The organism is Streptomyces sp. ISL-12 (genome assembly GCF_018614415.1).
GTDB lineage: Bacteria > Actinomycetota > Actinomycetes > Streptomycetales > Streptomycetaceae > Streptomyces.
Map to the genome: position 1 here is coordinate 1 of NZ_JAGGOO010000069.1, position 25,513 is coordinate 25,513.

29 protein-coding genes and 4 tRNA genes are annotated in these 25,513 nt (G+C 65.9%); 32 read left to right on the plus strand and 1 reads right to left on the minus strand.

The features are described from left to right. Window positions 1–575 precede the first annotated feature (575 nt). The 5 genes from J7I94_RS18970 (at window position 576) to J7I94_RS18990 (ending at window position 1,559) form a co-directional block, all read left to right on the plus strand. Window positions 576–649 (plus strand) — tRNA-Asp (locus J7I94_RS18970). A gap of 150 nt (window positions 650–799) precedes the next feature. Then, window positions 800–871, plus strand: a tRNA-Gln gene (locus tag J7I94_RS18975). Between the two features lie 116 nt (window positions 872–987). Then, a tRNA-Leu gene (locus J7I94_RS18980) sits at window positions 988–1,062 on the plus strand. A gap of 4 nt (window positions 1,063–1,066) precedes the next feature. Beyond that, window positions 1,067–1,138 (plus strand) — tRNA-Pro (locus J7I94_RS18985). Between the two features lie 115 nt (window positions 1,139–1,253). Further along, window positions 1,254–1,559, plus strand: a complete 306-nt coding sequence (locus J7I94_RS18990) for a hypothetical protein (RefSeq protein WP_215168323.1) — start codon at window positions 1,254–1,256, stop codon at window positions 1,557–1,559. 46 nt (window positions 1,560–1,605) lie between these two features. Here the strand turns inward: J7I94_RS18990 and J7I94_RS18995 are convergent, their stop codons facing one another. Further along, window positions 1,606–2,235, minus strand: coding sequence for a DUF4352 domain-containing protein (locus J7I94_RS18995; protein WP_215168324.1), 630 nt, complete (start codon window positions 2,233–2,235; stop codon window positions 1,606–1,608). A gap of 80 nt (window positions 2,236–2,315) precedes the next feature. Here J7I94_RS18995 and J7I94_RS38440 point away from each other — a divergent pair, with 80 nt between their 5' ends. The 27 genes from J7I94_RS38440 (at window position 2,316) to J7I94_RS19130 (ending at window position 25,502) form a co-directional block, all read left to right on the plus strand. Then, window positions 2,316–2,858 (plus strand): HNH endonuclease, encoded by a 543-nt coding sequence (locus J7I94_RS38440; RefSeq protein ID WP_251075384.1) that lies wholly within the window; start codon window positions 2,316–2,318, stop codon window positions 2,856–2,858. Between the two features lie 4 nt (window positions 2,859–2,862). Next, window positions 2,863–3,132 (plus strand): hypothetical protein, encoded by a 270-nt coding sequence (locus J7I94_RS19005; RefSeq protein ID WP_215168326.1) that lies wholly within the window; start codon window positions 2,863–2,865, stop codon window positions 3,130–3,132. Window positions 3,133–3,368: 236 nt separating this feature from the next. After that, a complete protein-coding gene (locus J7I94_RS19010; RefSeq protein WP_215168327.1) occupies window positions 3,369–3,971 on the plus strand; it encodes a bifunctional DNA primase/polymerase in 603 nt (200 codons plus the stop codon). 47 nt (window positions 3,972–4,018) lie between these two features. Then, window positions 4,019–4,279: a hypothetical protein gene (locus J7I94_RS19015; RefSeq protein WP_215168328.1), complete on the plus strand. Its 261-nt coding sequence runs from the start codon at window positions 4,019–4,021 to the stop codon at window positions 4,277–4,279. Further along, window positions 4,279–4,743, plus strand: a complete 465-nt coding sequence (locus tag J7I94_RS19020; RefSeq protein ID WP_251075385.1) for a hypothetical protein — start codon at window positions 4,279–4,281, stop codon at window positions 4,741–4,743. Before J7I94_RS19015 ends, J7I94_RS19020 begins: the two co-directional genes overlap by 1 nt. Before the next feature lie 8 nt (window positions 4,744–4,751). Beyond that, entirely contained in the window at window positions 4,752–6,461 is a 1,710-nt protein-coding gene (locus J7I94_RS19025) for a terminase (RefSeq protein ID WP_215168329.1), read from the plus strand. Between the two features lie 13 nt (window positions 6,462–6,474). Beyond that, entirely contained in the window at window positions 6,475–8,001 is a 1,527-nt protein-coding gene (locus J7I94_RS19030) for a phage portal protein (protein WP_215168330.1), read from the plus strand. Next, entirely contained in the window at window positions 7,982–8,791 is an 810-nt protein-coding gene (locus J7I94_RS19035) for a hypothetical protein (protein ID WP_215168331.1), read from the plus strand. The genes J7I94_RS19030 and J7I94_RS19035 overlap by 20 nt, the downstream gene beginning before the upstream one ends. A gap of 41 nt (window positions 8,792–8,832) precedes the next feature. Next, window positions 8,833–9,474: a DUF4355 domain-containing protein gene (locus J7I94_RS19040; RefSeq protein ID WP_215168332.1), complete on the plus strand. Its 642-nt coding sequence runs from the start codon at window positions 8,833–8,835 to the stop codon at window positions 9,472–9,474. A 21-nt stretch (window positions 9,475–9,495) separates the two neighbouring features. Then, window positions 9,496–9,891 carry a head decoration protein gene (locus J7I94_RS19045; RefSeq protein WP_215168333.1) on the plus strand — a complete coding sequence of 132 codons (396 nt, stop codon included), beginning with the start codon at window positions 9,496–9,498 and terminating at the stop codon, window positions 9,889–9,891. A gap of 13 nt (window positions 9,892–9,904) precedes the next feature. Further along, window positions 9,905–10,924: a major capsid protein gene (locus J7I94_RS19050; protein WP_215168334.1), complete on the plus strand. Its 1,020-nt coding sequence runs from the start codon at window positions 9,905–9,907 to the stop codon at window positions 10,922–10,924. Window positions 10,925–11,161: 237 nt separating this feature from the next. Then, window positions 11,162–11,542: a hypothetical protein gene (locus J7I94_RS19055; protein WP_215168335.1), complete on the plus strand. Its 381-nt coding sequence runs from the start codon at window positions 11,162–11,164 to the stop codon at window positions 11,540–11,542. Then, entirely contained in the window at window positions 11,539–11,895 is a 357-nt protein-coding gene (locus tag J7I94_RS19060) for a hypothetical protein (RefSeq protein WP_215168336.1), read from the plus strand. Before J7I94_RS19055 ends, J7I94_RS19060 begins: the two co-directional genes overlap by 4 nt. Further along, a complete protein-coding gene (locus tag J7I94_RS19065) occupies window positions 11,895–12,257 on the plus strand; it encodes a hypothetical protein (RefSeq protein WP_215168337.1) in 363 nt (120 codons plus the stop codon). Before J7I94_RS19060 ends, J7I94_RS19065 begins: the two co-directional genes overlap by 1 nt. Continuing rightward, complete coding sequence (locus J7I94_RS19070) at window positions 12,250–12,615, plus strand: hypothetical protein (protein WP_215168338.1); 366 nt, start codon at window positions 12,250–12,252, stop codon at window positions 12,613–12,615. The genes J7I94_RS19065 and J7I94_RS19070 overlap by 8 nt, the downstream gene beginning before the upstream one ends. A 65-nt stretch (window positions 12,616–12,680) precedes the next feature. Next, on the plus strand, window positions 12,681–13,271 hold the full coding sequence (locus J7I94_RS19075) for a phage tail protein (RefSeq protein ID WP_215168339.1): 591 nt from the start codon (window positions 12,681–12,683) through the stop codon (window positions 13,269–13,271). A 113-nt stretch (window positions 13,272–13,384) separates the two neighbouring features. Further along, the gene (locus J7I94_RS19080; RefSeq protein WP_215168340.1) at window positions 13,385–13,708 is read left to right on the plus strand and encodes a hypothetical protein; all 324 of its coding nucleotides are present in this window, start codon (window positions 13,385–13,387) and stop codon (window positions 13,706–13,708) included. Between the two features lie 56 nt (window positions 13,709–13,764). Continuing rightward, window positions 13,765–14,118, plus strand: coding sequence for a hypothetical protein (locus J7I94_RS19085; RefSeq protein ID WP_215168341.1), 354 nt, complete (start codon window positions 13,765–13,767; stop codon window positions 14,116–14,118). Then, on the plus strand, window positions 14,118–18,767 hold the full coding sequence (locus J7I94_RS19090; protein WP_215168342.1) for a peptidoglycan DD-metalloendopeptidase family protein: 4,650 nt from the start codon (window positions 14,118–14,120) through the stop codon (window positions 18,765–18,767). Before J7I94_RS19085 ends, J7I94_RS19090 begins: the two co-directional genes overlap by 1 nt. A 193-nt stretch (window positions 18,768–18,960) precedes the next feature. Continuing rightward, window positions 18,961–21,159, plus strand: coding sequence for a hypothetical protein (locus tag J7I94_RS19095; RefSeq protein WP_215168343.1), 2,199 nt, complete (start codon window positions 18,961–18,963; stop codon window positions 21,157–21,159). A gap of 7 nt (window positions 21,160–21,166) precedes the next feature. Continuing rightward, a complete protein-coding gene (locus J7I94_RS19100) occupies window positions 21,167–22,276 on the plus strand; it encodes a DUF5047 domain-containing protein (protein WP_215168344.1) in 1,110 nt (369 codons plus the stop codon). Further along, window positions 22,273–22,527 (plus strand): hypothetical protein, encoded by a 255-nt coding sequence (locus tag J7I94_RS19105; RefSeq protein ID WP_215168439.1) that lies wholly within the window; start codon window positions 22,273–22,275, stop codon window positions 22,525–22,527. Before J7I94_RS19100 ends, J7I94_RS19105 begins: the two co-directional genes overlap by 4 nt. A 34-nt stretch (window positions 22,528–22,561) precedes the next feature. Beyond that, window positions 22,562–23,194, plus strand: a complete 633-nt coding sequence (locus tag J7I94_RS19110) for a hypothetical protein (protein ID WP_215168345.1) — start codon at window positions 22,562–22,564, stop codon at window positions 23,192–23,194. A 69-nt stretch (window positions 23,195–23,263) separates the two neighbouring features. Beyond that, window positions 23,264–24,214, plus strand: coding sequence for an N-acetylmuramoyl-L-alanine amidase (locus tag J7I94_RS19115; RefSeq protein ID WP_215168346.1), 951 nt, complete (start codon window positions 23,264–23,266; stop codon window positions 24,212–24,214). 7 nt (window positions 24,215–24,221) lie between these two features. Beyond that, complete coding sequence (locus J7I94_RS19120) at window positions 24,222–24,518, plus strand: hypothetical protein (protein WP_215168347.1); 297 nt, start codon at window positions 24,222–24,224, stop codon at window positions 24,516–24,518. A gap of 82 nt (window positions 24,519–24,600) precedes the next feature. Then, window positions 24,601–25,236 (plus strand): hypothetical protein, encoded by a 636-nt coding sequence (locus J7I94_RS19125; RefSeq protein ID WP_215168348.1) that lies wholly within the window; start codon window positions 24,601–24,603, stop codon window positions 25,234–25,236. A gap of 23 nt (window positions 25,237–25,259) precedes the next feature. After that, complete coding sequence (locus tag J7I94_RS19130) at window positions 25,260–25,502, plus strand: hypothetical protein (RefSeq protein ID WP_215168349.1); 243 nt, start codon at window positions 25,260–25,262, stop codon at window positions 25,500–25,502. Window positions 25,503–25,513: the final 11 nt, after the last annotated feature.

Genomic DNA, 25,513 nt, shown 5'->3' on the forward strand with positions numbered 1-25,513 from the left:
AAAGTAGGGGTTAGTTTGCATTTTCGACCACGGTCTGACCACGGTCGACCAAGATCTTCAACGCGTCACACTTACGACATAACAGTAGTAGGAGGGGAGGACGAGGCGACCGCGACGAGTAGCGCGCGGCCCGCTCCCCTCCCTGACGGCCGGCGCCGCTCCTGCGCTCCCCGCACTCTCCTCCGGGTTGACGCGCGGTTGCAGCGGCCCCGGCCGTCCTAGGTTTCCCGTCGACTCAAGCGACCCGGGCACTCTCGGGTAGAGCCTCTGACGGACAAGGGGGAGGACGACGAGCGTCACTACGATCGGACCGGGCCACCTCCGGGCAAGTGCAACGCGTCGTCCGACGGTCGTTTCAGCTAATGGCAAGCCGCCCGTGTAGGCACGTGCGTGCTGAGGGGTAATCCTGGTTCGACTCCGGGCGCGACCACGACGGCGATGAGGACGCCGGGCGGCTGAGTCCCTGACGCACTCAGTACGCCGAACTTCCGCCGGCCCCCGCGGCTATCGTCAGCTCTCCTGCGGGACGCCGGGCGTAACCTCAGGGGCGGTCCGTGGCGACGTGCCGCCCCGATGCTTCCGTAGCTCAGTTGGTCAGAGCGTCCGCCTGTCGAGCGGAGGGCCGCCGGTTCGAGTCCGGTCGGAAGCGCGTCCCCATGGCAGAGGGGCGAGTGAAGCAAGAGACCGAATACTCTGCCCGCTGTCGCGTGAGGTCCCGGCAACGGGGCTACCTGCCGCGCGCAGAGGCCGTGGGCGATGTCCGCGACGGCCAACACCCGGGCCTCACGGTCCGGACGTGTCCCCGCTGGTGTAACCGGCAGCACGCCCGCCTCTGGAGTGGGCAGTCCTGGTTCGAATCCAGGGCGGGGAGCAAGGGGCGTCCCGTGCGCGATTGTGCGCGCCCCGAAGTAAGTAGCTCCCAGCGCCCTGCGTTAGACGGCTGCCGGGCGGGAGCGGCTGTTCGACGACGGGACCCGGGCAGCACACACCGCACTGGCCCAACTTGGTAGAGGCGCCTGGTTCAGGTCCAGGAGGTTGGGGGTTCGAGTCCCTCGTGCGGTACTCGCGGAACGTAGCCAAGTGGCATGGCGCCCGCTTTGGGAGCGGGAGAGCGCAGGTTCGATCCCTGCCGTTCCGACTCATTCGGCGACCGGACAGCCCGGTCACAGGGCTCCGCCGGAGGCAGAGCAGACGGCACAGCCTGCCGGACCCCCTCAACAATCGGAGGCCACGTGCCACGCGTAGCAGTACCAGTGATCAAGGCGGCCCGTTCTGGCGTCGCACTCACCTCGACGGCCGGCGACCCGGTGAACAACCACTACGTCGACAACGATGGCCGGACTGGCGTCATCGTGGAGAACACGGGGACCACGGTGTCCCGCACGGTGACCTTCAGGATCTCCCGCACCATCGACGGCCAGGCGGTCACACCTCGGACGGAAACGCTGGCAGTCGGTGAGCGTCAGCTTTTCGGCCCGTTCGCCGTGTCCGAGTACGGCGGGAAGCTCCTGATCGACGTCGACAGCGCGGAACTGGAGATCACACCAGTCCGCGTGTGACATACGCGAGCCCCTGTCAATTCCGGTGACAGGGGCTCGCGTGCGTTTACGACGTAGGCAGTTCCACCACGAACGCAGCCTTTGCCTGCGGGTCTTCCGTCCCGACGTAGCTCACTGTTCCGCCCTTGGCGCCGACGTCGAGCACGATCGTCCCCGTGACGGACTGGCCAGGCTTGTAGGTCGTATCCAGCTCCGGACCTTCGCCGACGCCTTCCAGCGTGGAGGCATCCTGAGCGGCTGTGTCCGCGTCCTCCCACTGCATCATGCCGTAGAGCATGATCTCTGCTGGCGCGTCACCGACATTCTTCAGCGTGAGCGTGAGGCGGACGAACTGACCTCGCTCTGGCTCGTTGGTCGTGCCGACCTCAGCCGGCGTCACGTACTTCGCCTCTTCGACGGTCACGGCCATCTTCGTCGTCACCTTGTAGTTCTCGCCGTACTCGTCGGTCTCGCCGACTCCGAATTCCTTCGTCTCCCCAGCCTTGACGACAGGGGCCTCCGGGGAGGACGAGGACGGCGATTTCTCCGGCAAGTCCGCCGGATCGATCGGCACCTCCGACGCCGGCTCTTGTTTCGGAGCGGCGTCCGTCGAGTCGCCCTCTGACGAGCACCCCGTCAGCAGGACGGCGGATATGGCGACGGCCGGCACAAGGGCCCGCCTGATGTACGCGCGCATAGCGCATCCCCCCCATGAGTCGGTGGCCCTCCCTGGCCACACAGAGCCCACAGCGTAAGGCACGGGGCAGGAGCAGGAGGATGAATGGTTATGGCCCTGGTGGCGCTTTCTTGCGTCGCCCTGCTGGTCACTCTGGCGTGGGCACTGGGCGTAGAGGTCACGTTCTACAGGATGGCCACGGCCTGCTTCGGGATTGGCCCTGTGGGCGACTCCTGGCGGGAGACCATCGGCGTCAGTGGCGGTGCCTTCGGTTACGCAGTGGCTATCTACCGCATCCCGACGAGCGTGCGTGGGTGGCTAGAGGATGTGCCGAAGTAGTGGCCTGGCAAGGCAGCACACGCAGGGCCCGCCTTCCAAGCAATTGGCCCACACTGCGCAGGCGCGTGCTGCGCAGGGACAAGGGCGTGTGCACAGAGGTGTTCTCTGACGGGCGCGTATGCGGCTGGCCTGCCAACCAGGTGGACCACATAGAGCCCGGTGACGACCACAGCATGGCCAATCTGAGGGCACTGTGCGCATGGTGCCACGCACACAAGAGCGCACAGGAAGGCGGCACAGCAGCCGCCCGTACGCGCGTGCGCATGGCACGGCCGCCCACCATCCACCCTGCCCTGGAGGAGTAGCCACATGAGCGGTGCCCATGTGGTGCTGGAGGAGGCCGACGACACGGGCGAGGATGGAGTGAGCATCACGCGCGTGAGCATCAACGGTGTTGATGTTGGTCGGCTTGCGAGAGCACCGAAAATCAGCGTTGGAACTGAACGACGTTGTACGACGGTGACGATTACGCTCGTCCCAAGCCGGCTGGAGATCCGCGGCGAACACGCCGACGGCGCCCGTCGAGAGCCCCGCGCTGGCTTCGCAGCGAAGATCATCAGCCCCACCCCAGGGGGGTGATCCCCTCTGGGCGGTCTTGGAGACCGTCTAGGTGCTGGGCGTCGCGGTCTGTACGGGTCTGGGGGATGTGGGCGAGGCGTCCACAGGCGCCCCGTGGAGGGCCGAACGCCGGCTCTCCGGGGTGATCTGACCCCCGAAACGGCAGACGGGCGTACAGCGATCCGCGCACAGGGTGGTCTATGAACTCCCTGGTCAGACCTTGTTTTACCGTTACCGGCCGCACTAGAATGGGCCCCATGAACACACGGAAATGCGAGTGGTGCCCGGAGCACCTAGGCGCGAGGCACTCGCACCGCGCACGCTTTTGCTCCACCCGTTGCCGTGTTGCTGCGCACCGCGCGGCGAAGAACGACGCGACTCCGCGAGAGCTGACGACCCGCGACAGGTGGGTCCGACGCGACGCGAAGAAGGTCCCGCTGACGTCGGCCGGCATGGCTGCCTCCTCGACGGACCCGCGGACCTGGAGCACTTACAAGGACGCCGCTGCTTCGTCGGCCGGCGTCGGTCTGGGCTTCGTCCTCTCTGACGATGACGACGTTATGTGTCTCGACCTGGACCACTGCCTGAACCCGCTCACCGGGCAACTCGCCTCGTGGGCCTCCGCCATCCTCCGCGACGCGGGCGCCACCTACGTAGAGGTGTCCCCGTCCGGCGATGGTCTGCACATCTGGGGCCGCGCCTACGTCCGACAGGGACGGCGCATCCGACGCCCCGACGGCACGGCCGTGGAGATCTACGGGACCGGCCGCTACATCGCAATGACGGGGCGCCGGCATGGCTCTTCCCCGTCTATCCTCGCGGACCTCTCCGCGGTGGTTTCCAAGCTGACGGCTCGCTAGCTCCCTGACATGGGCGGCTCTGCCGTCCGTACCCGGGAGGTACCTTCATGCCGCGCTTCCGTAAGAAGCCCGTTGAAATCGAAGCCCGTCAGCTCCTCGGCAGCGTGGACGGGAACACCGGTCGACGCATCGCGGACTGGTGTGGAGGGTCGGTGGGTGGCACGTTCCTGAAGCCACACGTCCTTATCTCGACGCTTGAGGGCGTCATGCGTGCCGACGCGGGGGACTTCATCATCTGCGGCGTCGACGGTGAATTCTACCCGTGTAAGCCCGACATCTTCGCGCGCACCTACGACGAGGTGGCTTGATGGCCGGCCGCGGACCCGCACCCAAGGATCCGTCCAAGCGACGCAGGCGCAACGCCACGGAGCCGGAGACGACCCTCACCCCTGACGACGAACTGCGTGGCCCCGAACTCCCTGACGGCGTCCTGGGCGTCAATGAAGACACTGGCGAAGTCGTCGAGTGGCACCCACGTACTCAGGCGTGGTGGGAGTCCTGGCGCACCTCGCCCATGGCGCAGACCTTCGTTGATACCGACTGGGACTTCCTCATCGACACCGCCCTGATGCACCACACGATGTGGGCCAAGGGCCGATGGGAGTTCGCCTCTGAAGTACGCCTCAGAGCGGCCAAGTTCGGCGCTACGCCGGAGGACAGGGCCCGTCTGAAGCTCAAGGTCGACCAGCCCTCCGCAGGCCCTCAGAAGGCCGTACAGCGCCCCGACGGGGTAACCGACATCAACTCGCGCAGAGCGCGTCTCACAGGCTAGGAGACCGCGTGCCGCACGTCACCGTGCGCGCCCCCGGTCACGACCGTAAGAAGTCCCTTGGGCTTCTCGCGCTGTATTGGATGGAGTACTTCGTCGTACATGGCCCTGGCGACGTCCAGGGCGAGCCGGTAAGTCACGGCGACGAGTACGGCGGATTCGTCATGGACTGCTACGCGGTCGACGACGAAGGACGCTTGCGCTATGACTCCGCCTTCTTCTCCCGCCCGAAGGGCTGCGACAAGTCCGGACTAGGCGCACGCATCGGCCTCTTCGAGGCGTTCGGCCCTTGCCGCTTCGACGGTTGGGCTGAGGGCGGGGAGATCTACGAAGACCCATGGGGGCTTGGCTTTCGCTACGAGTATGTAGCTGGAGAGCCGATGGGCCGCCCGGTCCGCGTTCCGTACCTCCGCATCATGGCGACGGAGGAGGGCCAGACCGGCAACGTCTACGACACCATCTACTTCAACCTGACCGACGAGGCGTCGCCGCTGAGTCAAATCCCGGGCGTCGACCCGGGCCTTACCAAGATCAACCTTCCCGACGGCGGAGAAATCACCCCGTCAACTGCCTCCAGCTCCTCGAAGGACGGCGGCAAGGAAACTTGGGTTTGCTTCGACGAAACCCACCTGTACAACACCCCTGAACTGCGCCGGATGTACGCGACGGTGACTCGAAACCTCCGTAAGAGGAAGAAGGGCGCCGGCACGTGGTACCTCGAAACCACGACGATGTTCGCCCCGGGGCAAGACTCCGTTGCTGAACGCACCTACGAGGAAGCGGAAGCGATCCGCGAGGGGAAGAAGAAGCGCGGTCGCGCTCGACTCCTCTACGACCACCGTTACGGCGTCTGCAAGAACCTGAAGAACGAGGATGAACTCCGCGCGGCTCTCATTGACTCCTACGGCGACGCCATGGAGTGGATGGACCTGGAGACGCTCGTCGATGATTTCTACGACCTGCGTAACGACAGTGCCGATGGTAAGCGCTACTTCCTTAACTCCCGGACCTCCAGCAGTGATGCGTGGATGGACCCGGACGCGTGGGAGATATGCCGTCGGCCGGAGGCGCTTCAGCCCGGTGACCTGGTCACCTTGGGCTTCGATGGTTCCATCCGAGACGATGCGTCAGCCCTCTGCGCAGTCCGCGTGTCCGACGGTCACGTACAACTCCTCGGCTGCTGGGAAAAGCCAGAAGGACCGGAGGGGGAAGGCTGGCAGGTCGACCGCGAAGGCGTCGACAACGCCGTTGCCCGTGCTTTCGACGTGTACGACGTCGTCGGCTTCTACTGCGATCCGCCGCACTGGCAGGACTACGTGGACAAGTGGACATCGGAGTACGGCGAGCAGCTCCAGCTAAGCGCCACGCAGGCCCGCCCACTGGAGTGGTGGACTAACCGCCCCACGGCCATGGAGCACGCTCTCGATCGATTCGTTGAGGCCGTCGACGATAAGGCTCTTTCCTTCGCTGGCACCGCTAAAGCGGATGACGACGAATCGAGGTGGGCCAAGCTGGGCGCCACGCTCACCCGCCACGTTCTCAATGCCAAGCGCCGGCCGATGGGCCGCAACCACATGGGCATCGGCAAGGAACACCCAAAGAGCCCGAAGAAGATTGACGCCGCGATGGCGGCGGTCCTCGCCTATGAATGCCGCGCTGACGCCGTGGCCGCAGGCATCACCAAACGTAAGAAGAAGTCCGGTCGCCTAATCGCCTTCTGAGGGAGGTCCGTAAGTGCCTGTCGATGCGTCGACGGTGGAGTCTCCCGGGTGGTGGCTCCAGCGTCTCGGTAAGAAGCTCCTGGAGGAGCGAGAGGACACCGTCGACACCGACGGCGAGAGGACACCTGGGCTCGACACCCTGCGCGATTACGCGGAAGGGCGCCCGCCCATTCCGCACGTCCTGGGCGTCGATCCACGGGAGGCTCGCGAGTGGATGAAGGACGCGCGCACCAACTGGACGGCCCTCGTCTTGGACTCCCCGTCTGAGCGCATGCACGTTGACGGTTTCCGTTTCGGCGACCCGGACGACGACAGCGAAGACGCCCGTAAGGCGGACACTGAGGCCAACCGCATCTGGCAGGAGAACAGCCTCGACGCGGATGCGGACCTTGTCCATTACGGCGCTCTGAGCCAGCGGCGGGCCTTCACGCTCGTCGAGCGGGGCGACGACGGGCGCCCGGTCATCACGCACGAGACGCCCCGCCAGGTGGCCGTGGAGCACGTCCAGGGCAGCCGACGGAAGTTGGCCGCAGGTTTGAAGCTCTGGCGTGACGACTGGACCGGCAACACCCGGGCCACGCTGTGGACTCCGGAGCAGATCGTTGACTTCATCTCGGAGACGGACCTCGTCCAGTTCTCCGGGCACGCCGCCGAACTCCGCGGCTGGGACGCTCTTGTCCTCCCTGACGCCGACGATGGCTCACGACCAAACGACCTGGGCATGGTCCCGCTCGTCCCCTTCATCAACCGGCGGAACCGTCGGCTGACGGGGTTCGCGGAACACGAGGACGTCCTCAGCATTCAGAACCGGATCAACCTCAGTCTGATCAACCTCATGGCTGCCATGAAGTACGGCGCGTTCCGGCAACGTTGGGCCGCGGGCCTGGAGGTCGGGGAAGATCCCGTCACTGGCAAGCCCATTGAGCCCTTCCAGCTCGACATTCGCCGGCTCTGGACGACGGACGACGCAGAGGTCAAGTTCGGCGAGTTCGCCGCAACTGACCTGAAGCCCTACGTCGCAGCCGTACAGGCGGCTGTACAGGATCTCGCCGCTATCTCCCGGACGCCTCCGCACTACCTGATCGGCGCCGTGGTCAACGTCTCTGGCGACGCCCTGAAGGCCGCAGAAACGGGCCTGATAAGCAAGGTTCGTGACCGTCAGCGCAGCTTCGGTGAGTCCTGGGAGCAGACCATGCGACTTGCCTTTCGCGTCCTGGGCGACGAGGCGAAGGCCACGACGTACACCGCTGAGACTATCTGGCGCGATCCGGAGTCCCGCAGCATCGCAGAGCTTGCCGACGCTGCCGTGAAGAAGTCGACAGCCGGCGTCCCGTGGCGTCAGCGCATGGAGGATATGGGTTATACCCCGGGCCAGATCTCCCGCATGGAGATCGACCGGGCGGCCGACGCCCTCAACGCGCAGACAGCCACGGACCCGACGGCTCAGCAGCCCATCTCCCTCGACGACGCTCGCGCGGCGCGTGACCAGCGTCCCGTGATCGGTCGAGAGGAGCTGGACGATGACGCTATCACGGCTTGACCAGCGGTATGGCTCCATGGTTCGGAGCATCTGGACGAACGTCCTGGGGCGAGTCGGCCGGTCCTTCTCAGGGCTGGGCACCTGGCGTGACGCCGATGTCCGGCGCTTCCAGCGCCAGGCCCTCCCCGTGGTCCTGGCCGGCGAGCGCCAGATAGCCAACCTGACAGCGTCCTACCTGGAGCAGCTCTACCGCGACGTGGAGCCCCGTGCCCCGCGCGTCTCCCTGGACCTCGACGAGGTGACGGGGATGGCGCTCCGGGGCGTGGACCCGGTCGACGTCTACGAGCGTCCTTTCAAACAGGTGTGGACGGCGCTCTCCAACCGAGCCTCATTTGATGACGCGTTGGGCCAGGGTGGACATCGCCTGGAGACCATCCTCAAGACTGATCTCCAGCTTGCCCGCACGCACACGGTTCGGAAGGTCTCCTACAGCCTGTCGAAGATCAAGTACACCGTTCGAGAGCTGTACGGAGAGTACGACTGCGCCCTCTGCATCGTCGCGTCGACGCAGCGGTATCACAAAGCAGACTTGGCGCCGATCCATCCCGGGTGCGACTGCATCGTGAAGACGGTCACCGCCGACTACGACCCGGGCCAGATCATCGACGAGGCGAAGCTAGAGCAGATCCACGACGCCGTAGAGGCCGCACTCGGCACCTCCGACCGCGGAGGCCGCGCCGTCGACTACCGCAAGATCCTCGTCACTAACGAGCACGGAGAGATTGGTCCCGTGCTCGGTTTCGCCGGCCAGCGCTTCACCGGCCCCGACGACATCCGCATCCCGACCTGACGCCCGCCATGGGCTGACGACTCCCGACAGGGGACACCACCATGCCTCGACGTACTACCGCGCGCCATCGCGCCCTCCTGACTCTGGCCCACGAGCCGTGGACCCTCTACGAGGACGATCCGGCCAACCCCGGCGGGGGAGGAGGCGGCGCTCCGCAGGTCAACGAGCACGGCTACCCGGACAACACTCCGACGGCCGACATGACGCCGGAACACCAGGTCGCCTACTGGAAGCACCACGCCCGCAAGCACGAAGCGGTTGCGAAGTCGGCCCCTGACACTGCGGAGCTGGAGCGCCTGCGGGCCGCTGAGGCGGAGCTGAACACCCGCAAGGCTGCGGAGCTGAGCGAGACGGAGCGGCTCCAGAAGGAGCGAGACGAGGCAGCCGCGGAGGCAGCGACCGCGAAGGCAGCCGCGGAGGCAGCGCAGCGCAAGGCGCTCGTCCTCGAAGTCGCCGCAGAGAAGGGCCTCACGCCCGCCCAGGCGGCCCGCCTCCAGGGCTCCACGAAGGAGGAGCTGGAGGCCGACGCCGACGCGCTGAAGGAGCTGTTTGGCTCGGCCGGCAACGGCCAGGGCGGTACAACTCCGCCCCCGCGCTCCGGCGGTAACCGGGGCGGCGACGTCGGCAACTCCGGCGGCGTCTCGACGGGCGCTGAGCGCTTCCGGCAGAAGCACGGCAAGTAACCACTACCTCTTGGAGGACACATGGACCTCAACCTCAAGGTTGAGTCTTTCACCCAGGACCGCCGGGATTGGCTGGGGTCCGCGCACGGCACCGACGCGCCGGTCTCTGTGACGCTCGACGTCAGCAAGTTCACGCAGGCGACCCACTACCCGGACGGCTACATCAAGTCGGGCATTCCGCTGGGCAAGGTGACCGCCTCTGGTCAGTACGGCCCCTACGACGGCGCTGCGACCGATGGCCGAGAGGCACTCGTGGGATTCCTCTTCACCGCGCAGGACGTTGACGCCCGACAGGTGGCTTCCACCTCCGTCGTCGGCTCGATGCTCATCCACTGCTTCATCCGGGAGGCGAAGCTACCTGTCGCCGTCGACGCTGCCGGAAAGACCGACGTCGCCGGCCGCATCATCTTCGTCTGAGAGGCCCTGATACATGCAGCTCATCACTGAGTACGCGACTCCTGCGGAACTCACCGGTTACGCCCGTGAGGCACTCCGGTTTCGCGAGGAGAACACGCTCAACCTGAACCGGTGGCTCCCGAACGAGACCATCAACGACCTGACCTTCCGGTTCAACCGGGGCGGTGGCGGCCTGACGGAGGCGGCTGTCTTCCGGGCGTACGACGCTGAGTCGGACATCGGTACCCGGTCCGGCGGGGCGCGGGTGAGCGGCGAACTGCCGCCCATCTCGCGGAAGATGCCGGTTGGCGAGTACGAACAGATCCGCATGCGGAACGTCGACACGCAGAACGCGGAGATCCGCGACGCGATGGAGTCGGATGCGGTCAAGCTCGTCAACGCCATCGCGGCCCGCCTCGAACTCGCCCGGGGTGAGGCTCTGTTCAACGGGTCCGTCAACCTGGACGAGAACGGCGTCCAGGCGTCCGTGGACTTCGGTCGGTCGCCCACTCACTCCGTGACGGCCTCGACTCTGTGGACCGACGTCGCGGCTCCGGCCTACGACCAGCTTCAGGCGTGGCTGGAGGTCTACAACGACACGAACGGCACTCTGCCGGCGACGATGCTCATGTCGCGCAAGGTCTACAACGCGCTGCGGAAGAACACCCAGATCATCAGCCTGGCGTTCGCTGGGCAGAACGGTGCACCGGGCGTACTGACCCGAGAGGGCCTGAACGCGGTCCTCGGTGAGTACGACATCCCGCCCATCGAGATCTATGACGCCAAGGTGTCCGTCGGGGGTTCCCCGACCCGCGTCACTCCGGAGGACAAGCTCCTGTTCCTCCCTCCGCAGGGTGATGCCGCGGGTAAGACCCTGTGGGGTGTCCCCGTCGAGGCGAACGACCCGCGCTACGGCCTCCAGGGCGACGGCGCCGGCGTAGCTGTCGGTGGTTACAAGAGCGAGGACCCACAGACCGTGTGGACCCGAGCGACCGCTATCGCCCTCCCTGTCGTTGCAGCCCCTGACCTGACGTTCGTCGCTGACGTCCTCTGACCTAGAACGCGAGGCACTCACGCATGGCAACCCTACGTACCTTCGTCCACGTAACGGACGGGTCGGGCGTGACCCACGTGTTCGGCCCCGCGGACGAGGTCCCCGAGTGGGCGCAGGCGCTCATCACCAACCCGAAGGCGTGGGCGGAGGCCCCGGAAGCGTCAAACGTTTCGCACTCCGCCTCCACGGCGAAGCCCGCTGCGAAGCGCGCTGCGCCACGGCGGAAGGCGGCTCCACGTGACTCTGTTCAGTGAGGCCGAACTCCGCACGCTCCTGAAGCGGCCCCTCACGGCGGACGAGTACACGCTCGCCCACGACCTCACCGCAGACGCGTTCTACGGTGAGGTAGGAGAGCGGCTGACGGACCCGCCTCAGCGCGGGGTGAAGTCGGTCGCTCTCATGGTCGCGGCTCGCGTGCTGACCAACCCCGGCGGACTCCGGTCCGAGCAGGCGGGCGGCATGTTGCAGTCTTACGCCGACTCCGAAACCGGCGTCATGCTCTCGGAGGACGAGCGGAAGCGGCTCCGACGGGCCGTCGGTATGGCCTTCGGCGCCTCGTCTCTGAACATCGCCCCAGACGACTGCGCACCGTCCGCCCGTGTCTGGAGGGCGCTATGAGCCTCTTCGCGCAGATCTTCTCCGAGACGATCACCATTGAGCGCCCCGGGGAGCCGATACGAGACTCCACGGGCGCGGAGGTGCCCGGACCGCCAACGCGCGTTGACGTCGGCTTCTGCGCCGTCATCCCACCGTACGGCGTGACGGTGGGTTCCTCGTCGGAGACACATGACGCGTCGATGACCGTCGAGACCAGGCGCGTTCTCTTCGCCCCGCTCGGCACTGATGTCCGCGCCGCTGATGTCGTCGTCCGGACCAACGGAGAGCGGTGGGAGGTCGTCGGTCGACCCAACCAACTGTCCGCGACGTCGCTGGCTCATCTGGAAGTGGCTCTGAAGGAGGTGACCGGCTGATGGCCGACTACCGCTCGAAGTACACCGGCCGGTACTCCGGTATCGGCCGGCTTTTCGTGAAGCCCGGCGTACAGCGAAAGTGTCGCGATGCTGCCGTGCAGATGATGCACATTGCGGAGTCGACGTCCCCTGTGGGTGACCCGGAGGAGGACACGCACCCGGGTCTGTACCAGCACTCTTTCGAGGTGCGTCCGCTGTTCAAGAACGTGCCCTTCAAGGGCAAGCCCCGGTCGCGCGCCGGCGCACGGCTCATCAATACCGCCCCACACGCGTGGCGAGTCGAGAAGGGGGACGGACGAGTGCCTAGGTACGCGGTCCTTCAGCGCGCCATGGACACCATGAAGGCGGCCCACGGTGCCTGACATCGAGGCCGTCCTCAACCCGTGGGCGGAGGCGGCGACGGGTGCCCGCGCAGGCGCTGCCACTCCGGCTGACCTGGAGAAGAAGCTCCCGTTCATCCGCGTCGAGCGGATCAGCGGGCCCGACGGACCGTTCACCACACACCCAACGGTGGCGGTCGACGTCTTCGCCTCCACGGCTGACCAGGCGCGAGCCCTGTCCAACACCCTGAGCGCTGCACTGATCGCACTCCGCGGCCCTGTGAACGGCGCAGTCATCCGCTCCGTGCGGTGTACCGCCGGTCCCTCGCGGCAACCGTGGGCGAACGAGGCGATCCACAGGCGCGGAGCCACCTACAGCGTGAGCTACCGGGCCGCCTAGACCACTGACACACCGACCCGCCCCGTACGCCGGCGCGCGGGTCTCTCGCATGCCCTGGAGGGCACATGGCGGATACCCGCAATGCCGATCTGACCTTCGGCGCCACCGACTACCTTGTCCACCTGGCGCCCATCAACACCGCAAGCCCGACGGCTTTCGCCGATCCTGCGGCTCCGTGGGTGAACCTTGGGTGGGTCGCCACCGACGGCGGCACGTTCACCATCGAGGAGGAGAGCCAGGACGTCAACGCGGCTGGCTCCCTGGAGCCAATCCGGACCCTGATGACCCGCTCGACGAAGAGCCTTCAGGTCACCTTCCTGGAGGGTCTCAACCCCGTCGTCCGGAGCCTGTACGACAACGTCCCGATCGAAGATCTCGCGCCGACGGACGGTGTCACCTCGTACGCCTTCCCCGACAAGCCGAACGACTTGAGGTACGCGTACGTCTTCGACACCGTTGACGGTGACAAGCGCATGCGCTTCTACATGCCGAACGGCAAGGTGGTTGAGCGGGGCGACGAGCAGCCTCAGACCGAAGACGTCATGAACGTCCAGATGACCTTCCGCTTCTACAAGGGCGCGACGTCTGCGGCTGTGACCCGGTCGATCGACTACGCGGACATTGATGTGTCCAGCTTCTTCCCTGCCGCACCGTAAGTGACTAGCGGGGCCCGTATCTGCGCGGGTCCGGGCCCCGCTCCTGACGTCCGTGAATCGACTCACGGACCTGACCCGCGCACCCCACACAAACCTGAGAGGCAGACCCGCGCATGTCTGAGACCACCACCCCCGCTGAGGCGCAGGAGATCGAGGCTACGGAGGAGTACGGCACTGCCACGCTCGCTGGCGTTGAACTGCGCGTGAAGAGTCAGCTCCACTGGCGCCCGTCGCACATGAGGGCTCTGCGCGGATCCGACTTCGAGACTTGGGCGGCCGGGGTCCTGCACGAGGACGATGTGGAGACGTTCATCGACCTGGACGCCACCTTCGGTGAGATCTTCCAGTTCGTCAGCGACGCCGCGGAGGCCGTCGGTGAGCCGGTGGGAAAGTCCACCGCACGTGCGCGATCCTCGCGGACCACGCGGAAGCGGTAGAGGCGGACCTGCTCCGCTACTACGACGCTGACGTCCTCGACGTCCACCGGGGCCGTATGTCGCTGCGCCGGCTGCGGGTGCTGATCGAGCACCTGCCGCCGGAGAGTGCCACGAAAACGGCTATCCGGAACGCCATCCCCGCGGAGGAGATGGAGAAGAGCACCGTCGAGAGTCGTCCCGACCTAGCCCCGTGGAGTGGCACGGAGACTCTCCTCGCCCGCGTGATGGACGAGATCCGGCTCCTGCGCCACACGCTCATAGCCGTCAACGGCAACAAGCCGCCGGCCTTCGAGCCAACCCCGCGCCCCGGTATCCCTCCGAAGCGCAAGCAGACATACCGACGGCTCGATGAGTCGCAGCGCCGCGCCCTTGACCCGCGGCTGAGGAACCAGCCGCCTAAGGAGGCGTAGTGCCGAATCTGGACATCGTCGGGACAGCCGCCGTCGACGTCGTCCCCATCGCCCCGCGCTTCCACGAGAAGCTCCGGCAGATGGCTCTTCCCGCCGCCGACCGGGTGGGGGAGGAAGCAGGGCGGATCTTCGGCGACGCCCTGTCAGACAACATCCAAATCGCGATCCCGACCGCCATCACCCGCGGCGGGCGCACGGCACGACCCGCCGCCACCCGGGCTGGCGATGACAACGCGGGCGCCTTCGGGAGGGCATTCAGGAACCGCCTTGAGGTGGCCTTCCGGTCCCTCCCGCGCCCCGACGTCCGCCTGTCGACGACCGGCTTCGACGCCGACCTTGCACGTGTGCGCGCCCGTATGGAGTCGTTGAGCGGGAAGCGGATCGGCGTTGATGTCGACGTGGCCCGGGCGGCTGCGGAGATACAGTCCATCGACGCGCAGCTAGCCGCGCTCGGCAGCCGCTCCCCGAATGTCCAGGTGCGGGCGGACATCGCGACGGCGCGCGCAGAGTTGGCACTGATTCAGCGCCAGATCAACGATGTGGACCGGGACGACGTCAACGTCCAGGTCCGTGCCAACACGGCGCCGGCTATGGCTTCGCTCCTGGCGCTATCCGTTGCCATCGGCGGCGTGATGGCCCTCCCGGTCATTCCCATCGCTGCCGCAGGTATCGGAGCCATTGCGTCGGCCGCCACCGTGGCGGCTGCGGGCGTAGGCTCCCTCGCCCTCGTGGCCATTCCCGCCATCAAGGGCGTCACGGAGGCCATTCAGGCGAAGTCTGCTGCGGAGGACGAGGCCGCCCGTGCAACAGACAACAGCGCTGCCGCATCGAAGCGCGCGGCTCAGCAAGCCCTCCAGATGGAGAGCGCGCAGCAGTCACTAGCCGCTGCTCACCGCAGCGCCTCCCGGTCCATCGCTCAGGCCAACCGACAGATCGAGGACGCAGAACGTGCCCTTGGCCAGGCTGCCGCCCGTGCCATGGAGCAGCGACGCCAGGCCGCGGAGGCTGTCGAGCGCGCAGAGCGCTCCCTCTCCGACGCCAAGCGCCAGGCGCAGCGGGCGGAGGAAGAACTCACGAAGGCCCGTCGTGACGCGGCTCAGGAACTCGCCGATCTGAACGATGAGTTGGAGCGCGGGAAGCTCGACGAGCGTGAGGCCGCTCTCCGGCTGAAGGAGGCGGAGCAGGAACTCGCGGAAGTCCGTGCCTCCTACGACGCCGGCGGCGCGACTGAGCTGGAGATGGAGCGGGCGCAGCTCGCGTACGACCAGGCCGCCCAGTCGGCAAAGGATCAACGCAAGGACTACGCGCAGCTCCAGAAGGATGCTGCTGCCGCGAAGGCGGCAGGTGTCGATGGCGACGAGGCCGTCACTGACGCGGCCCGGCAGCTCGCTGACGCTCAGCAGAACGTCGTAGACCAGACGCAAGCCGTCGCCGACGCCCAGCGTGGCGCCGCACAGGCACAGGTCGACGCTGCGCAGTCCGTTGCCGACGCTCAGCGGGCACTCGCGGACGCCGTCGATGGTGCTGCCCAGACACAGACCCAGGCTGCGGAGTCTATCGAGACCGCAGAACGGGGCGTCGAATCTGCCCGCCTGTCGGCCGTGGACGCCACGGCGCAGGCGGTCACAAAGGCTGACGAGTACCGTGAGGCACTCGCGGGGATGACGCCGGCACAGAGGGAACTGTACGACTCCCTTGCCGGTCCACAGGGACTCATTGGGGCTTTCAAGGCATGGTCGACATCTCTTCAGCCTGATGTCCTCCCCCTCTTCACGCAGATGGTCGACGGGGCGACGAACTCCCTGCCCGGCCTGACGCCGCTCGTCCAGAATTCCGCCGACGCCGTCCAGTCCCTTATGGACCGCGCGAGCGCGGATCTGAAGCGTCCTTTCTGGCAGCGTTTCAAGCAGGGCGTGACGGACAGCGCCGAACCCGCTATCGAGGGTCTCGGAGTCTCGTTTGGTAACGTCTTCAAGGGTATGGCCGGCGTTGTCGACGCCTTCCTCCCGCACATGGACGGTATCTCCAGGCGGATGCAGTCCATAACGGGAAGCTTCGCTGACTGGGGTACCGGTCTCCGCGGCTCGCCGGAGTTCGAAGGGTTCCTCGACTACGTCCGGAGAACGGGGCCGATGGTGTCCGAGACTCTCGGCAACATCTTTCGGTCTGTCTTCGACGTAGCCAAAGCGCTGGAGCCGGCGTCGAGATTCCTCCTGGAGATCTTCGGATATCTGGCGGAAGGAGTTAGCTGGATAGCAAAGAACGCTCCCGAAGCAGTCATCGCCATTTACGGCCTATATGTCGCGACGAAGCTCTGGTCACTCGCGATGTCCATGAACCCGATCGGCGCCGTGATCATGGGCCTCGTCGCACTAGCCCTTGCGGTCAAGTACGCGTGGGATCACTGGGATTGGTTCCGTGAGGCGGTAATCACGGCGTGGACTTGGATAAAAAACACCAGCGTCGACGTCTGGAAGAACTACCTACAGCCATTCTTCGTCTGGTTCGGCGGCATTGTGGTGTGGCTTTGGGACACAATTCTGAAGCCCTACATCGGGTTCATGATTGCCTACTGGACGCAGGTCGGAGAGGTATTCGCCTGGGTCTGGGACTACATCCTAGCGCCCTACATCGGGTTCATGATTGCCTACTGGACCCAAGTGGGCGAAGTGATCTGGTGGCTCTGGGAAAAGGTCTTTTCCCCGGTGTACGGATTCATCGGTGAGCTGATCGTGTGGTGGTGGGAAAACATCGTCCTCCGCTACATCGGCTACGTGATCGACATATTCACGACTGTCGGTGACGTGCTGACGTGGCTGTGGGAGAAGGTATGGTCTCCCATCTTCGGGTTCATCGGAGACCTGATCGTGTGGTGGTGGGAAAACATCGTCGCCACCTACTTCGGTTACGTCATGGACATTCTCGGAGCCGTCGGTGACGTGTTCAAGTGGCTTTACGAAAAGGGCGTGAAGCCGCCTCTGGAGAACATATCCGACATCGCGACGTGGCTATGGCGGAAGGGCCTCAAGCCGGTATTCGATAAGATCATGGAAGGCGTCGACTTCGTAGCGGATGCCTTCAGATCTGGCAAGGACGCGATCGGGAAGCACTGGCAGAAGGTCGCGGATATCGCGAAGAAGCCGGTGAACTTCATCATCGAGTGGGTCTACACGAAGGGCATTAAGAAGCTCTTCGATGGCGTATCCAAGTACGTGGGAATGGACCCGCTCCCGAAGGCTCCTAGGCTCCTTGCCGAGGGCGGGAGGACGAGCGGCGGAATTCCCGGCAAGGACTCTATTCCCGCTCTTCTCATGGCCGACGAATTCGTCATCAAGCGTGATTCCGCGCGGAAGATTGGATTCGACAACCTTGCTCGGATGAACGAAACGGGCGAAATCCCGCGGTTTAAGGACGGCGGGCTTGTCGGCGGCGCGTGGGACTGGACGAAGGACACGTTCTCCGACGTCATCGGCGGTGCGATCGACTGGGGCAAGACGGCTGCGGACCTCATGGTTCACCCGTCGAAGATCTGGAACACCCTGACGAAGCCGATCCTCTCCAAGGTCGCTGACGGTGTCGGTGACTCGAAGATGGGTAAGGTCATCGGCCGGATTCCCGGCAAGATGGTGGGCGGTCTGAAGGACAAGCTAGTCGAAGCCGTGGCGTCCCTGACCTCCGAAACCGGGGGATGGGGAGGCGTCTGGCAGAAGCCCGTGAACGCCAACATCGGCACCAAGTTCGGCGTCCCCGGTTCGATGTGGTCCAGCGGCTATCACACTGGCCTCGACTTCCCCGCAGCGACCGGGACACCGATCAAGGCCGTTGCCAACGGGCGCGTGAGTCTGGCGACGTCGGGCGGTCCCTACGGCAAGCACGTGATCATTGATCACGGCGGGGGCCTCCAGTCTCTCTACGCGCACATGTCCAAGCTGCGCACGACGGTCCCGAAGAGCGTCAACGGCGGCAGCCGTATCGGCGACGTCGGCGCGACGGGCAACGTCACCGGCCCTCACCTCCACCTGGAGGCGCGGCTGAACGGCAAGGCCGTCGACCCGATGAAGTACCTGTCGGGTGGCAACAGCGCTCAGGCTGTCGGCGCAGCGCAGCAGTACGCGAAGTCGATCCTGGGCAACTACGGCTGGGGTGCCTCGCAATTCGCTCCACTGAAGTCCCTGTGGCAGGGCGAGAGCGGGTGGCGCTGGAACGCCGAAAACCCCTCCTCTGGCGCCTACGGCATCCCGCAGGCTCTCCCGGCGTCGAAGATGGCGTCGGCCGGCGCAGACTGGCGGACGAATTACAAGACGCAGATCCGCTGGGGCCTCGGCTACATCAAGGGCAGACCGGACTACGGCTCTCCGTCGGCCGCCTACTCAAAGTGGCTCAGCCGCAGCCCTCATTGGTACGACGACGGCGGTTACCTCCCGCCTGGCCTCTCCCTCGTCGCCAACGGCACGGGGCGCCCGGAGCCCGTCTTCACCGACAGCCAGTGGTCGACGCTCGCCTCCGCCAAGGGTGGGGGGACGACGGAGGTCCACGCCGATGTGCGGGTCTTCGTCGGTGACCGCGAAATCACGGACATCGTCCGCACGGAGATCAACACGTATGACGCCGAAGTGGCGACCGACATCACCAACGGAAGGTGGTCCTGATGACCAGTGCCCCTGAGCCTGTCGTAGTGCCCCCGATTATGGACTACACGCCTGAGCCAACAGAGCCGCTGGAGCCACCCTTCATCCCCACGTCGCCGACCGGCGAGGAGCCTGTGTACCCGGATCCGGTGGAGATCGAGCCAGCCCCTGACCCTGTCCCGATCGACACACCGCAGGAGGAGGACGCCACCTAATGGCCATCACCGGCAACCTCCTGCCGGCCAACGCGGAGTCGATCGAGACTGACGCCTCTGCGTGGTCGGCTCTGGTGAACGCCTCCTCGCTGGCTCGTACCACGGGCGGTACCCTCGGGACATACTCACTCCTGTGGCGCGCAACAGCCGTGGGCGACAGTCAAATCGGCCTGGCGACCCGGGTTGCCGTGACGGCTGGTGGGGAGTTCTGGGCGTGCGCGAGCATCTTCCCGCCTGCCGTCGGCGCACAGTCTCGGATCGAGGTCCGCTGGTACAACTCTGGCGGGACTCTCATCAGCACGAGCCAGGGCCCGGTCATTTCGGCCCCGGCAGCAACCTGGCACCAGGTGGCCGTCGTCGGGACGGCCCCCGCGACGGCCGCGACAGCGAATGTCGTGATCCGGGTGACGGGTACGGCTGCCAGCCAGGCATGGTTCACCGACCGCGTCTTCCTCGGACTGGTCGCCAAGTCCACCGGCAACCTGCTGTCATGGAACGCGGAGTCGATCGAGGTCGACACCACGGGGTGGGCCATCGAGGGCGCGGGCGCCGCTAGCGTGTCGCGGACCGCCGCATGGTGGTACCAGTCGCTCCTAGTGACCTCGACGTCAACAGGCGCTGTCACAGCCCAGACGGCAGAGACGCCTGCGGTCACTCCTGGGGTGGAGTACGCCGGGTACGCATACGTCGTGCCGGACACGACTGCCAACGGCCTGCCGCTGACGATCACTATCCAGTGGCTCGACGGAAGCGGCACGGTAGTCGGCACATCGTCGTCGTCGTGGACACCGACAATGAGTGCCTGGACGCGAGTCACCATCATCGGAACGGCCCCGGCGGAGGCCGTGTCCGCACGACTCGCCCTGTCCACGACTGCGACAGCCACGAGCCAGCAATGGGCCATCGACCGGGTGGTCTTGGCTCCGACGAGCGCCCTCAGCCTCCCCGGCAACCTGCTGCCGTACGGCACGGCCGACATGGAGCAGGACGTTTCCGCCTGGACGGTGACGGGTGGGACGGGGACGCAATCGTCGGAATCCTGGGCTACTGGCGCTCACTCCCTGAAGCTCGTCGCAGACGGGTCGGGTGACCTCGTGGCCTCCACCACACAGCCGGTTCCTGCGGGGCAAGAGGGCGTCGGCTACATGTTCGCACCGCGCACACGCCAGCTTGCTGACCGTCGGTACCGGACGCGCATCGAGTGGCTGGACTCTACCGGCGAGGCTGTCCGCACGCGTTGGCAATCGTGGGCCGGCGTCGCGACGGGGTGGCTGACCAGCTCCATCGGCGACCTGGCCGTCACTGGTGCCGTGGCTGTCCGTCTCAGCATCATCGTCCCTGGCGCTCCTGCTGGTGATACCTGGTACGTGGACGCCGTCGAGTGGAAGGTGGGCGGCCTCACTGCGTATGCGGAGCCCGCAGCCGGGGGTGGTGCTCGCATCACTCTGCGCGGTCTGACAGGCCGTGGCCCCACATGGCTATGGTCGCTCACCCGACTGGTGGCAGGGGAAGCGCCGGCACCGGTCCGGGGATACAGCGGAGACCTGACAGCCCAGTCCGTCGTCGGTGACGTAGCGGTGGTCACCGACTACGAGGCACCGCTAGGTGTCCCCGTGTACTGGCGGGTGGCGATGTGGGACCCCAACGGGGTCGGCACACTCAGCTACACCTCCGACCCGGTCACCCTGACTGCCGAGACGACGGACGTATGGCTGAAGGACCCAGGCCTCCCGCAGCGCTCCGTCAAGCTCACCGTTGCCACCCCCATGCCGACCTGGCAGCGCCAGGCACGACAGAACGTGAGCCAGGTCCGTGGCCGCCGACTGCCGGTCGTCATCTCCGACGTCCGGGGCGGGAAAACAGGAACGCTCACGGTTGTCACGGAGACGGCCGACGATCGTGACGCCCTCTGGTGGGTCCTCGACGCCGGCGGACCCCTCCTCCTCCAGTGGCCCCCGCACTGGGACGAGGACGACATATACGTGACCGTGGGTGACGTCTCCGCGGCTCCCGTCGTCGACTACGCGGAGTTCTCCGACCGCACATGGTCGCTACCCCTGACGGAGGTGGATCGCCCGACAGGCGGCATCACTGGCAGCGCTGACCGCACATGGGAAACGGTGGCGACCGAAAACGCCACCTGGGCCGATGTCCTTGCTGGGACGCCTACATGGCTCGACGTCTACACGGGAGCGTGAAGGACTGATGTACCCGGTCAGCGCACGGTTCCTACAGACCTTGGCGACGTCGCACACGATGCTCGCCAAGGTCGACGCCTATTACAACGGCGCTTTGGCGGCGTCGAACATCCCCTTCTCCGCCGGCACGGTCACTGTCGACCGTGGGAGCAAAACGCGGCGGTCACTGAGCATCACCATCCCCGACCCGAGATACCTGCCATGGGAAGAGACGGATCTCCTCGCCCCCTACGGCCAGCAACTCGTAGTGTCCCGAGGAATCCGCTACGCGAACGGCGACGAGGAATGGGTGCCACTCGGCACGTTCCGTATTAACGAGCCGTCGGGTGACGTCCACACTGGCCCCATCACGGTCACCGGGACGACGATGGAGTCCGCAATAATCGACGACGTGTTCCGCGCGCCGGCCACAACTCGTGGATACGGGCTTTGTGTTGATGCAATCGAAATGCTGATCCGCCAGACACTCCCCAACGCAGTGATCACCAACTTGACTGCGGGTGCACGCAATCCGTCCTGTGCCATCGCAACGTGGGACGCGGGAGGAAACCGATGGGACGCCGTTGCTCAGATCGCAACGGCCATGCAAGCGGAAATCTATGTCGACGCTCAAAACCGCTTTGTCATTACCGATCTCCCCGACCTCCTAAACGGCACCGTTTCCTGGGAGATCGGGGAAGGCGAGGGCGGAACGCTCATCACCTCAACCCGTTCAATGTCGAGAACGGCCGTTTACAACGGCGTTTTGGCGTCAGGTGAGAATACGGCGTCAGGTGTTGCGCCCGTGAGCGCCCTAGTCGTGGACGACGAGCCGACCAGCCCGACAAGATGGGGCGGCCCATTCGGGCGGGTGACGAAGTCGATATCGTCCGCCCTGTGGGTCACGACGGGCGCGTGCCAAGCCGCAGCGGAGTACGCACTATTCGACGCCATAGCGCCGAACATTCAGCCCGCCGTCGACTCTCTTCCGAACCCGGCGCTAGAGGGGAATGACATTGTCCGCCTCGTCATCGCAGGACGAAAAGAGCTGTGCCTCGTGCAGTCGCTCTCCATCCCCCTGACGTCAGACGGTGACTTCTCCCTGACCCTGCGGGGCGGTAAGGAGGACACGGCATGAGGCTCTCCAAGAGGGTCATTGACGCAGTTCAGAGGCTTGTGACGGACACCGTCGCGCAGCGCACCGCTACATGGGGCCTGGCCAGGGTGACGGCCGTCAACACTGACGGCACCGTCAACATCACCACCGCCTCCGGCCCCGTGGCGAGTGTCCGCCGGCTGAAGTCTTATTCGGCACCGGCAGTGAACGACGTCGTCAAGGTATCGAAGAACCCTGACGGTAACTGGCTCGTCGACGGCGCGCTCGCGTGACTGTTGAATTCGACGCTGAGGAGGCGTCAAGGATATGCCTCGAAACGATTCGTACAACCAGGGAATTCCGTATCCAGTGCTCGGCGACGCCGCCGACATCGAGACGGCCACGCAAACGCTTGTCAACGGCATAGTGCCGAAGTTGGTGATGCGTTTCTCCAGTGCTGCCGCCCGCGCTGCCGCGTTGTCTGGTGACTACGCCCCCGTTCCCGGGATGATTACCTATCTCGTCGCAGAGGACAGGTGGGAGGGGCGCACGGGAGAGGGTAAGTGGCTCCTGCTGTCCGACGGACCGTGGCGTGCGTTGACGTTCCCGTCGGGCTACACCGCGTTTGGTGGTTCCCCCGGATGGCGTTACAAGGCGGGTGGGGGAATTGAGTTGCGCGGGCGAATCCAGCGCATCAATGGCGGCAACCTCGTCGACGACGGCAGCGAGACGCATTGCGCTTCCGTCCCGTCCTCCATCGCCCCCTCCGCGAACAGGATCTTCATCGGCGCAAGTAACCGCGTGACCGTCAGCGGCGTTTCCCGCTACACCGCCCGTATAGCCGTCCAGCCGTCCGGCCAGATCACATACAACCTGGAGAACGGGGGAGGCACGGGCACGGCGTCCGATCCCGCGTGGATCTGCCTCGACGGCATCTTTTTCAGCCCCGACGGCGACTGACGCACCGCATCACCACAGACTTCACGCCCCGCAGTGCCGGGGCCTTTCTCATGCCCTGGAGGGGATCACATGGCAACGCCACTGTCCGCGGACGCGTTCGTCAAAGCGCTGCGCGCGGAGGGCCTGACAGTCACCGGCATCGCCGGATGGCGCACGCACAACCGCAACCACAAGGGCGCGTGGGGAGGAATGAACGGGGTCGTCATCCACCACACTGCCGGACGCAACTCCCTGGCCCTGTGCCGCTCAGGGACGAGCGCGCTCCCCGGCCCGCTCTGCCACACGCACCTGTCGAAGACCGGCCTGGCGACGATGGTCGGCTACGGTCGCGCAAACCACGCCGGATCGTTCGCGCAGAACGCCCACAACGCCGTGGTGAACGAGTCGAGCACCCACCCACGCCCCAGTTCCTCGGAGCCCGTCGACGGGAATGCGCACTACTACGGCATCGAGATCGAGAACCTCGGCAACGGCACCGACTTCTACCCGGCAAAGCAGTACGACGCTGCCGTCCGTTGGGCTGCCGCCATCTGCCGGGCCCATGGCTGGAGCGCTCAGTCCGTCATCGGGCACAAGGAGGGGACGACGAGGAAGATCGACCCCAAGGGCCCGATCGGCTCGAAGACCGGCTCGGCGTGGGACATGGACGACTTCCGTGCGGACGTTCAGGCCCGCCTCGACGCGGGCAAGCCGTCGACGTCCGAGCCGTCCACTTCGAAGCCGGCGACGAAGCCCGTCGTCTCTGTCGCACACCTGAACGCCGCGCGGAAGAAGGACATCCCCGCAGCCACCGGGCACACCACCTACCCCACTGAGGTCAAGGTGGTGGAGGCGGCCCTGAAGGCTGAGGGACTCCTGACATCGAAGTACGTCGACGGGTCGTGGGGGACGTTGACGCAGGACGCGTACAACGCCTTTCGCCGCAAGGTCGGGTACAAGGGGTCGGCCGCTACCGGCTCCGTCGGCCTGGAGTCGCTGAAGAAGCTCGCCGCGCGCCACGGCTTCACGGCAAAGGCGTGAGGCACTTATGGAAGTGCTGATAGCCGTTATCACTGCTGCGGGCGTCGTGCTCGCGGCAGTGATCCCCGCCCTCCTCACCATGCGTCGTACCCGCGGCGCTGTGGTGACGGAGGGGGAGACCACCCGCGACGCCATGACGGGCGCCGTCGAGGCTCTGGGCTCACGCCTGGACGCACGCATCGAAGACGTCCGGGACGACTTGGACGATGTCCGCGAGCGCCTGGCCCGTGTCCGAGAGTGGCAGGCCGGCCACGACGCGGAGCACCTACTCATCGGCCGCCCGCAGCCGGGCAACGACAGCTGACTCAAAGATCTTGGCCCCTACGCGTCACATCCTCCCCGGATTACGACACAACCCCTGTGTCACAAGACCAGGGGAGATAAACATGGGGAACATCGGCATCATCGGCCGTGCGAGGGTCGGCAAGGACACCGTCGGCAAGTGGCTCGTCGACAACCGGGGCTACCGACGGGTGGCCTTCGCGGACGCGCTGAAAAGCGCGGCGCTGAAGGTGGACCCGATCGTCGGTCACAGGGAAGACGAGGTCTGGGACCTCGTCTACGGCGAGTGGGAGCTGATACAGACGGACGCCGACTTGGTACACCTGTCCACTGTTGTCGCCGACCACGGCTGGGAGGCGGCGAAGGACGAGTTCCCCGAGGTCCGCCGCTTCCTCCAGGAACTCGGCGCAGCCGTCCGCGACATCGACGAGGACTTCTGGCTCCGCGCCGCGATGAAGAAGGTCCAGGAGGCGAACGAGGCCGGGGTGCCCGTCGTCATCACCGACGTCCGGTACCGCAACGAGGCGGACAGTCTCCGCCGCGCCGGGTTCCACCTGGTCTACATCGAGCGGCCCGGCGTCCCGCAGATGGACCATGCGTCGGAGAACTCCCTGACGGCCGACGACGCCGACTACACGATCTGCAACGACTCCGACGTCCCGTATCTGCTCTGGGCTCTGGAGAACGTAGTCGACCGAATCTACGCCATCGAGTCCGCCCGCCACGCCAACCGCCTCTGACTACTACCGAAAGGCACACACGCATGGCACTTACCGTATACCTCTCCATCCTCCGCATCCGCCTCCGCGAGAAGCTCCGCGCCTTCGCCGCGCAGGAACCCGTACGACTCCGTGCGGCCCTGACGTCGCTCGTCATGCTGGGCGCTGTCTTCGCCCCGGACCTGGCGCAGGAGAACATCGCTGCGACCATCGGCGGGGTGGCGGCCGTCGTGCTGCCGATCCTCGTCGGCGAGAGCGCGCGGCGGAAGGTGTCGCCGGCGGAGTAGAACCCTAAAGC

Bases quoted from the DNA above. Each gene is read 5' to 3' on its own strand.
- J7I94_RS18995 (WP_215168324.1), bottom strand. From the start codon at position 2,235: ATGCGCGCGTACATCAGGCGGGCCCTTGTGCCGGCCGTCGCCATATCC.
- J7I94_RS38440 (WP_251075384.1), top strand. From the start codon at position 2,316: ATGAATGGTTATGGCCCTGGTGGCGCTTTCTTGCGTCGCCCTGCTGGT.
- J7I94_RS19005 (WP_215168326.1), top strand. From the start codon at position 2,863: ATGAGCGGTGCCCATGTGGTGCTGGAGGAGGCCGACGACACGGGCGAG.
- J7I94_RS19010 (WP_215168327.1), top strand. From the start codon at position 3,369: ATGAACACACGGAAATGCGAGTGGTGCCCGGAGCACCTAGGCGCGAGG.
- J7I94_RS19015 (WP_215168328.1), top strand. From the start codon at position 4,019: ATGCCGCGCTTCCGTAAGAAGCCCGTTGAAATCGAAGCCCGTCAGCTC.
- J7I94_RS19020 (WP_251075385.1), top strand. From the start codon at position 4,279: ATGGCCGGCCGCGGACCCGCACCCAAGGATCCGTCCAAGCGACGCAGG.
- J7I94_RS19035 (WP_215168331.1), top strand. From the start codon at position 7,982: ATGACGCTATCACGGCTTGACCAGCGGTATGGCTCCATGGTTCGGAGC.
- J7I94_RS19040 (WP_215168332.1), top strand. From the start codon at position 8,833: ATGCCTCGACGTACTACCGCGCGCCATCGCGCCCTCCTGACTCTGGCC.
- J7I94_RS19045 (WP_215168333.1), top strand. From the start codon at position 9,496: ATGGACCTCAACCTCAAGGTTGAGTCTTTCACCCAGGACCGCCGGGAT.
- J7I94_RS19050 (WP_215168334.1), top strand. From the start codon at position 9,905: ATGCAGCTCATCACTGAGTACGCGACTCCTGCGGAACTCACCGGTTAC.
- J7I94_RS19060 (WP_215168336.1), top strand. From the start codon at position 11,539: ATGAGCCTCTTCGCGCAGATCTTCTCCGAGACGATCACCATTGAGCGC.
- J7I94_RS19065 (WP_215168337.1), top strand. From the start codon at position 11,895: ATGGCCGACTACCGCTCGAAGTACACCGGCCGGTACTCCGGTATCGGC.
- J7I94_RS19075 (WP_215168339.1), top strand. From the start codon at position 12,681: ATGGCGGATACCCGCAATGCCGATCTGACCTTCGGCGCCACCGACTAC.
- J7I94_RS19080 (WP_215168340.1), top strand. From the start codon at position 13,385: ATGTCTGAGACCACCACCCCCGCTGAGGCGCAGGAGATCGAGGCTACG.
- J7I94_RS19085 (WP_215168341.1), top strand. From the start codon at position 13,765: ATGTCGCTGCGCCGGCTGCGGGTGCTGATCGAGCACCTGCCGCCGGAG.
- J7I94_RS19095 (WP_215168343.1), top strand. From the start codon at position 18,961: ATGGCCATCACCGGCAACCTCCTGCCGGCCAACGCGGAGTCGATCGAG.
- J7I94_RS19100 (WP_215168344.1), top strand. From the start codon at position 21,167: ATGTACCCGGTCAGCGCACGGTTCCTACAGACCTTGGCGACGTCGCAC.
- J7I94_RS19105 (WP_215168439.1), top strand. From the start codon at position 22,273: ATGAGGCTCTCCAAGAGGGTCATTGACGCAGTTCAGAGGCTTGTGACG.
- J7I94_RS19110 (WP_215168345.1), top strand. From the start codon at position 22,562: ATGCCTCGAAACGATTCGTACAACCAGGGAATTCCGTATCCAGTGCTC.
- J7I94_RS19115 (WP_215168346.1), top strand. From the start codon at position 23,264: ATGGCAACGCCACTGTCCGCGGACGCGTTCGTCAAAGCGCTGCGCGCG.
- J7I94_RS19120 (WP_215168347.1), top strand. From the start codon at position 24,222: ATGGAAGTGCTGATAGCCGTTATCACTGCTGCGGGCGTCGTGCTCGCG.
- J7I94_RS19125 (WP_215168348.1), top strand. From the start codon at position 24,601: ATGGGGAACATCGGCATCATCGGCCGTGCGAGGGTCGGCAAGGACACC.
- J7I94_RS19130 (WP_215168349.1), top strand. From the start codon at position 25,260: ATGGCACTTACCGTATACCTCTCCATCCTCCGCATCCGCCTCCGCGAG.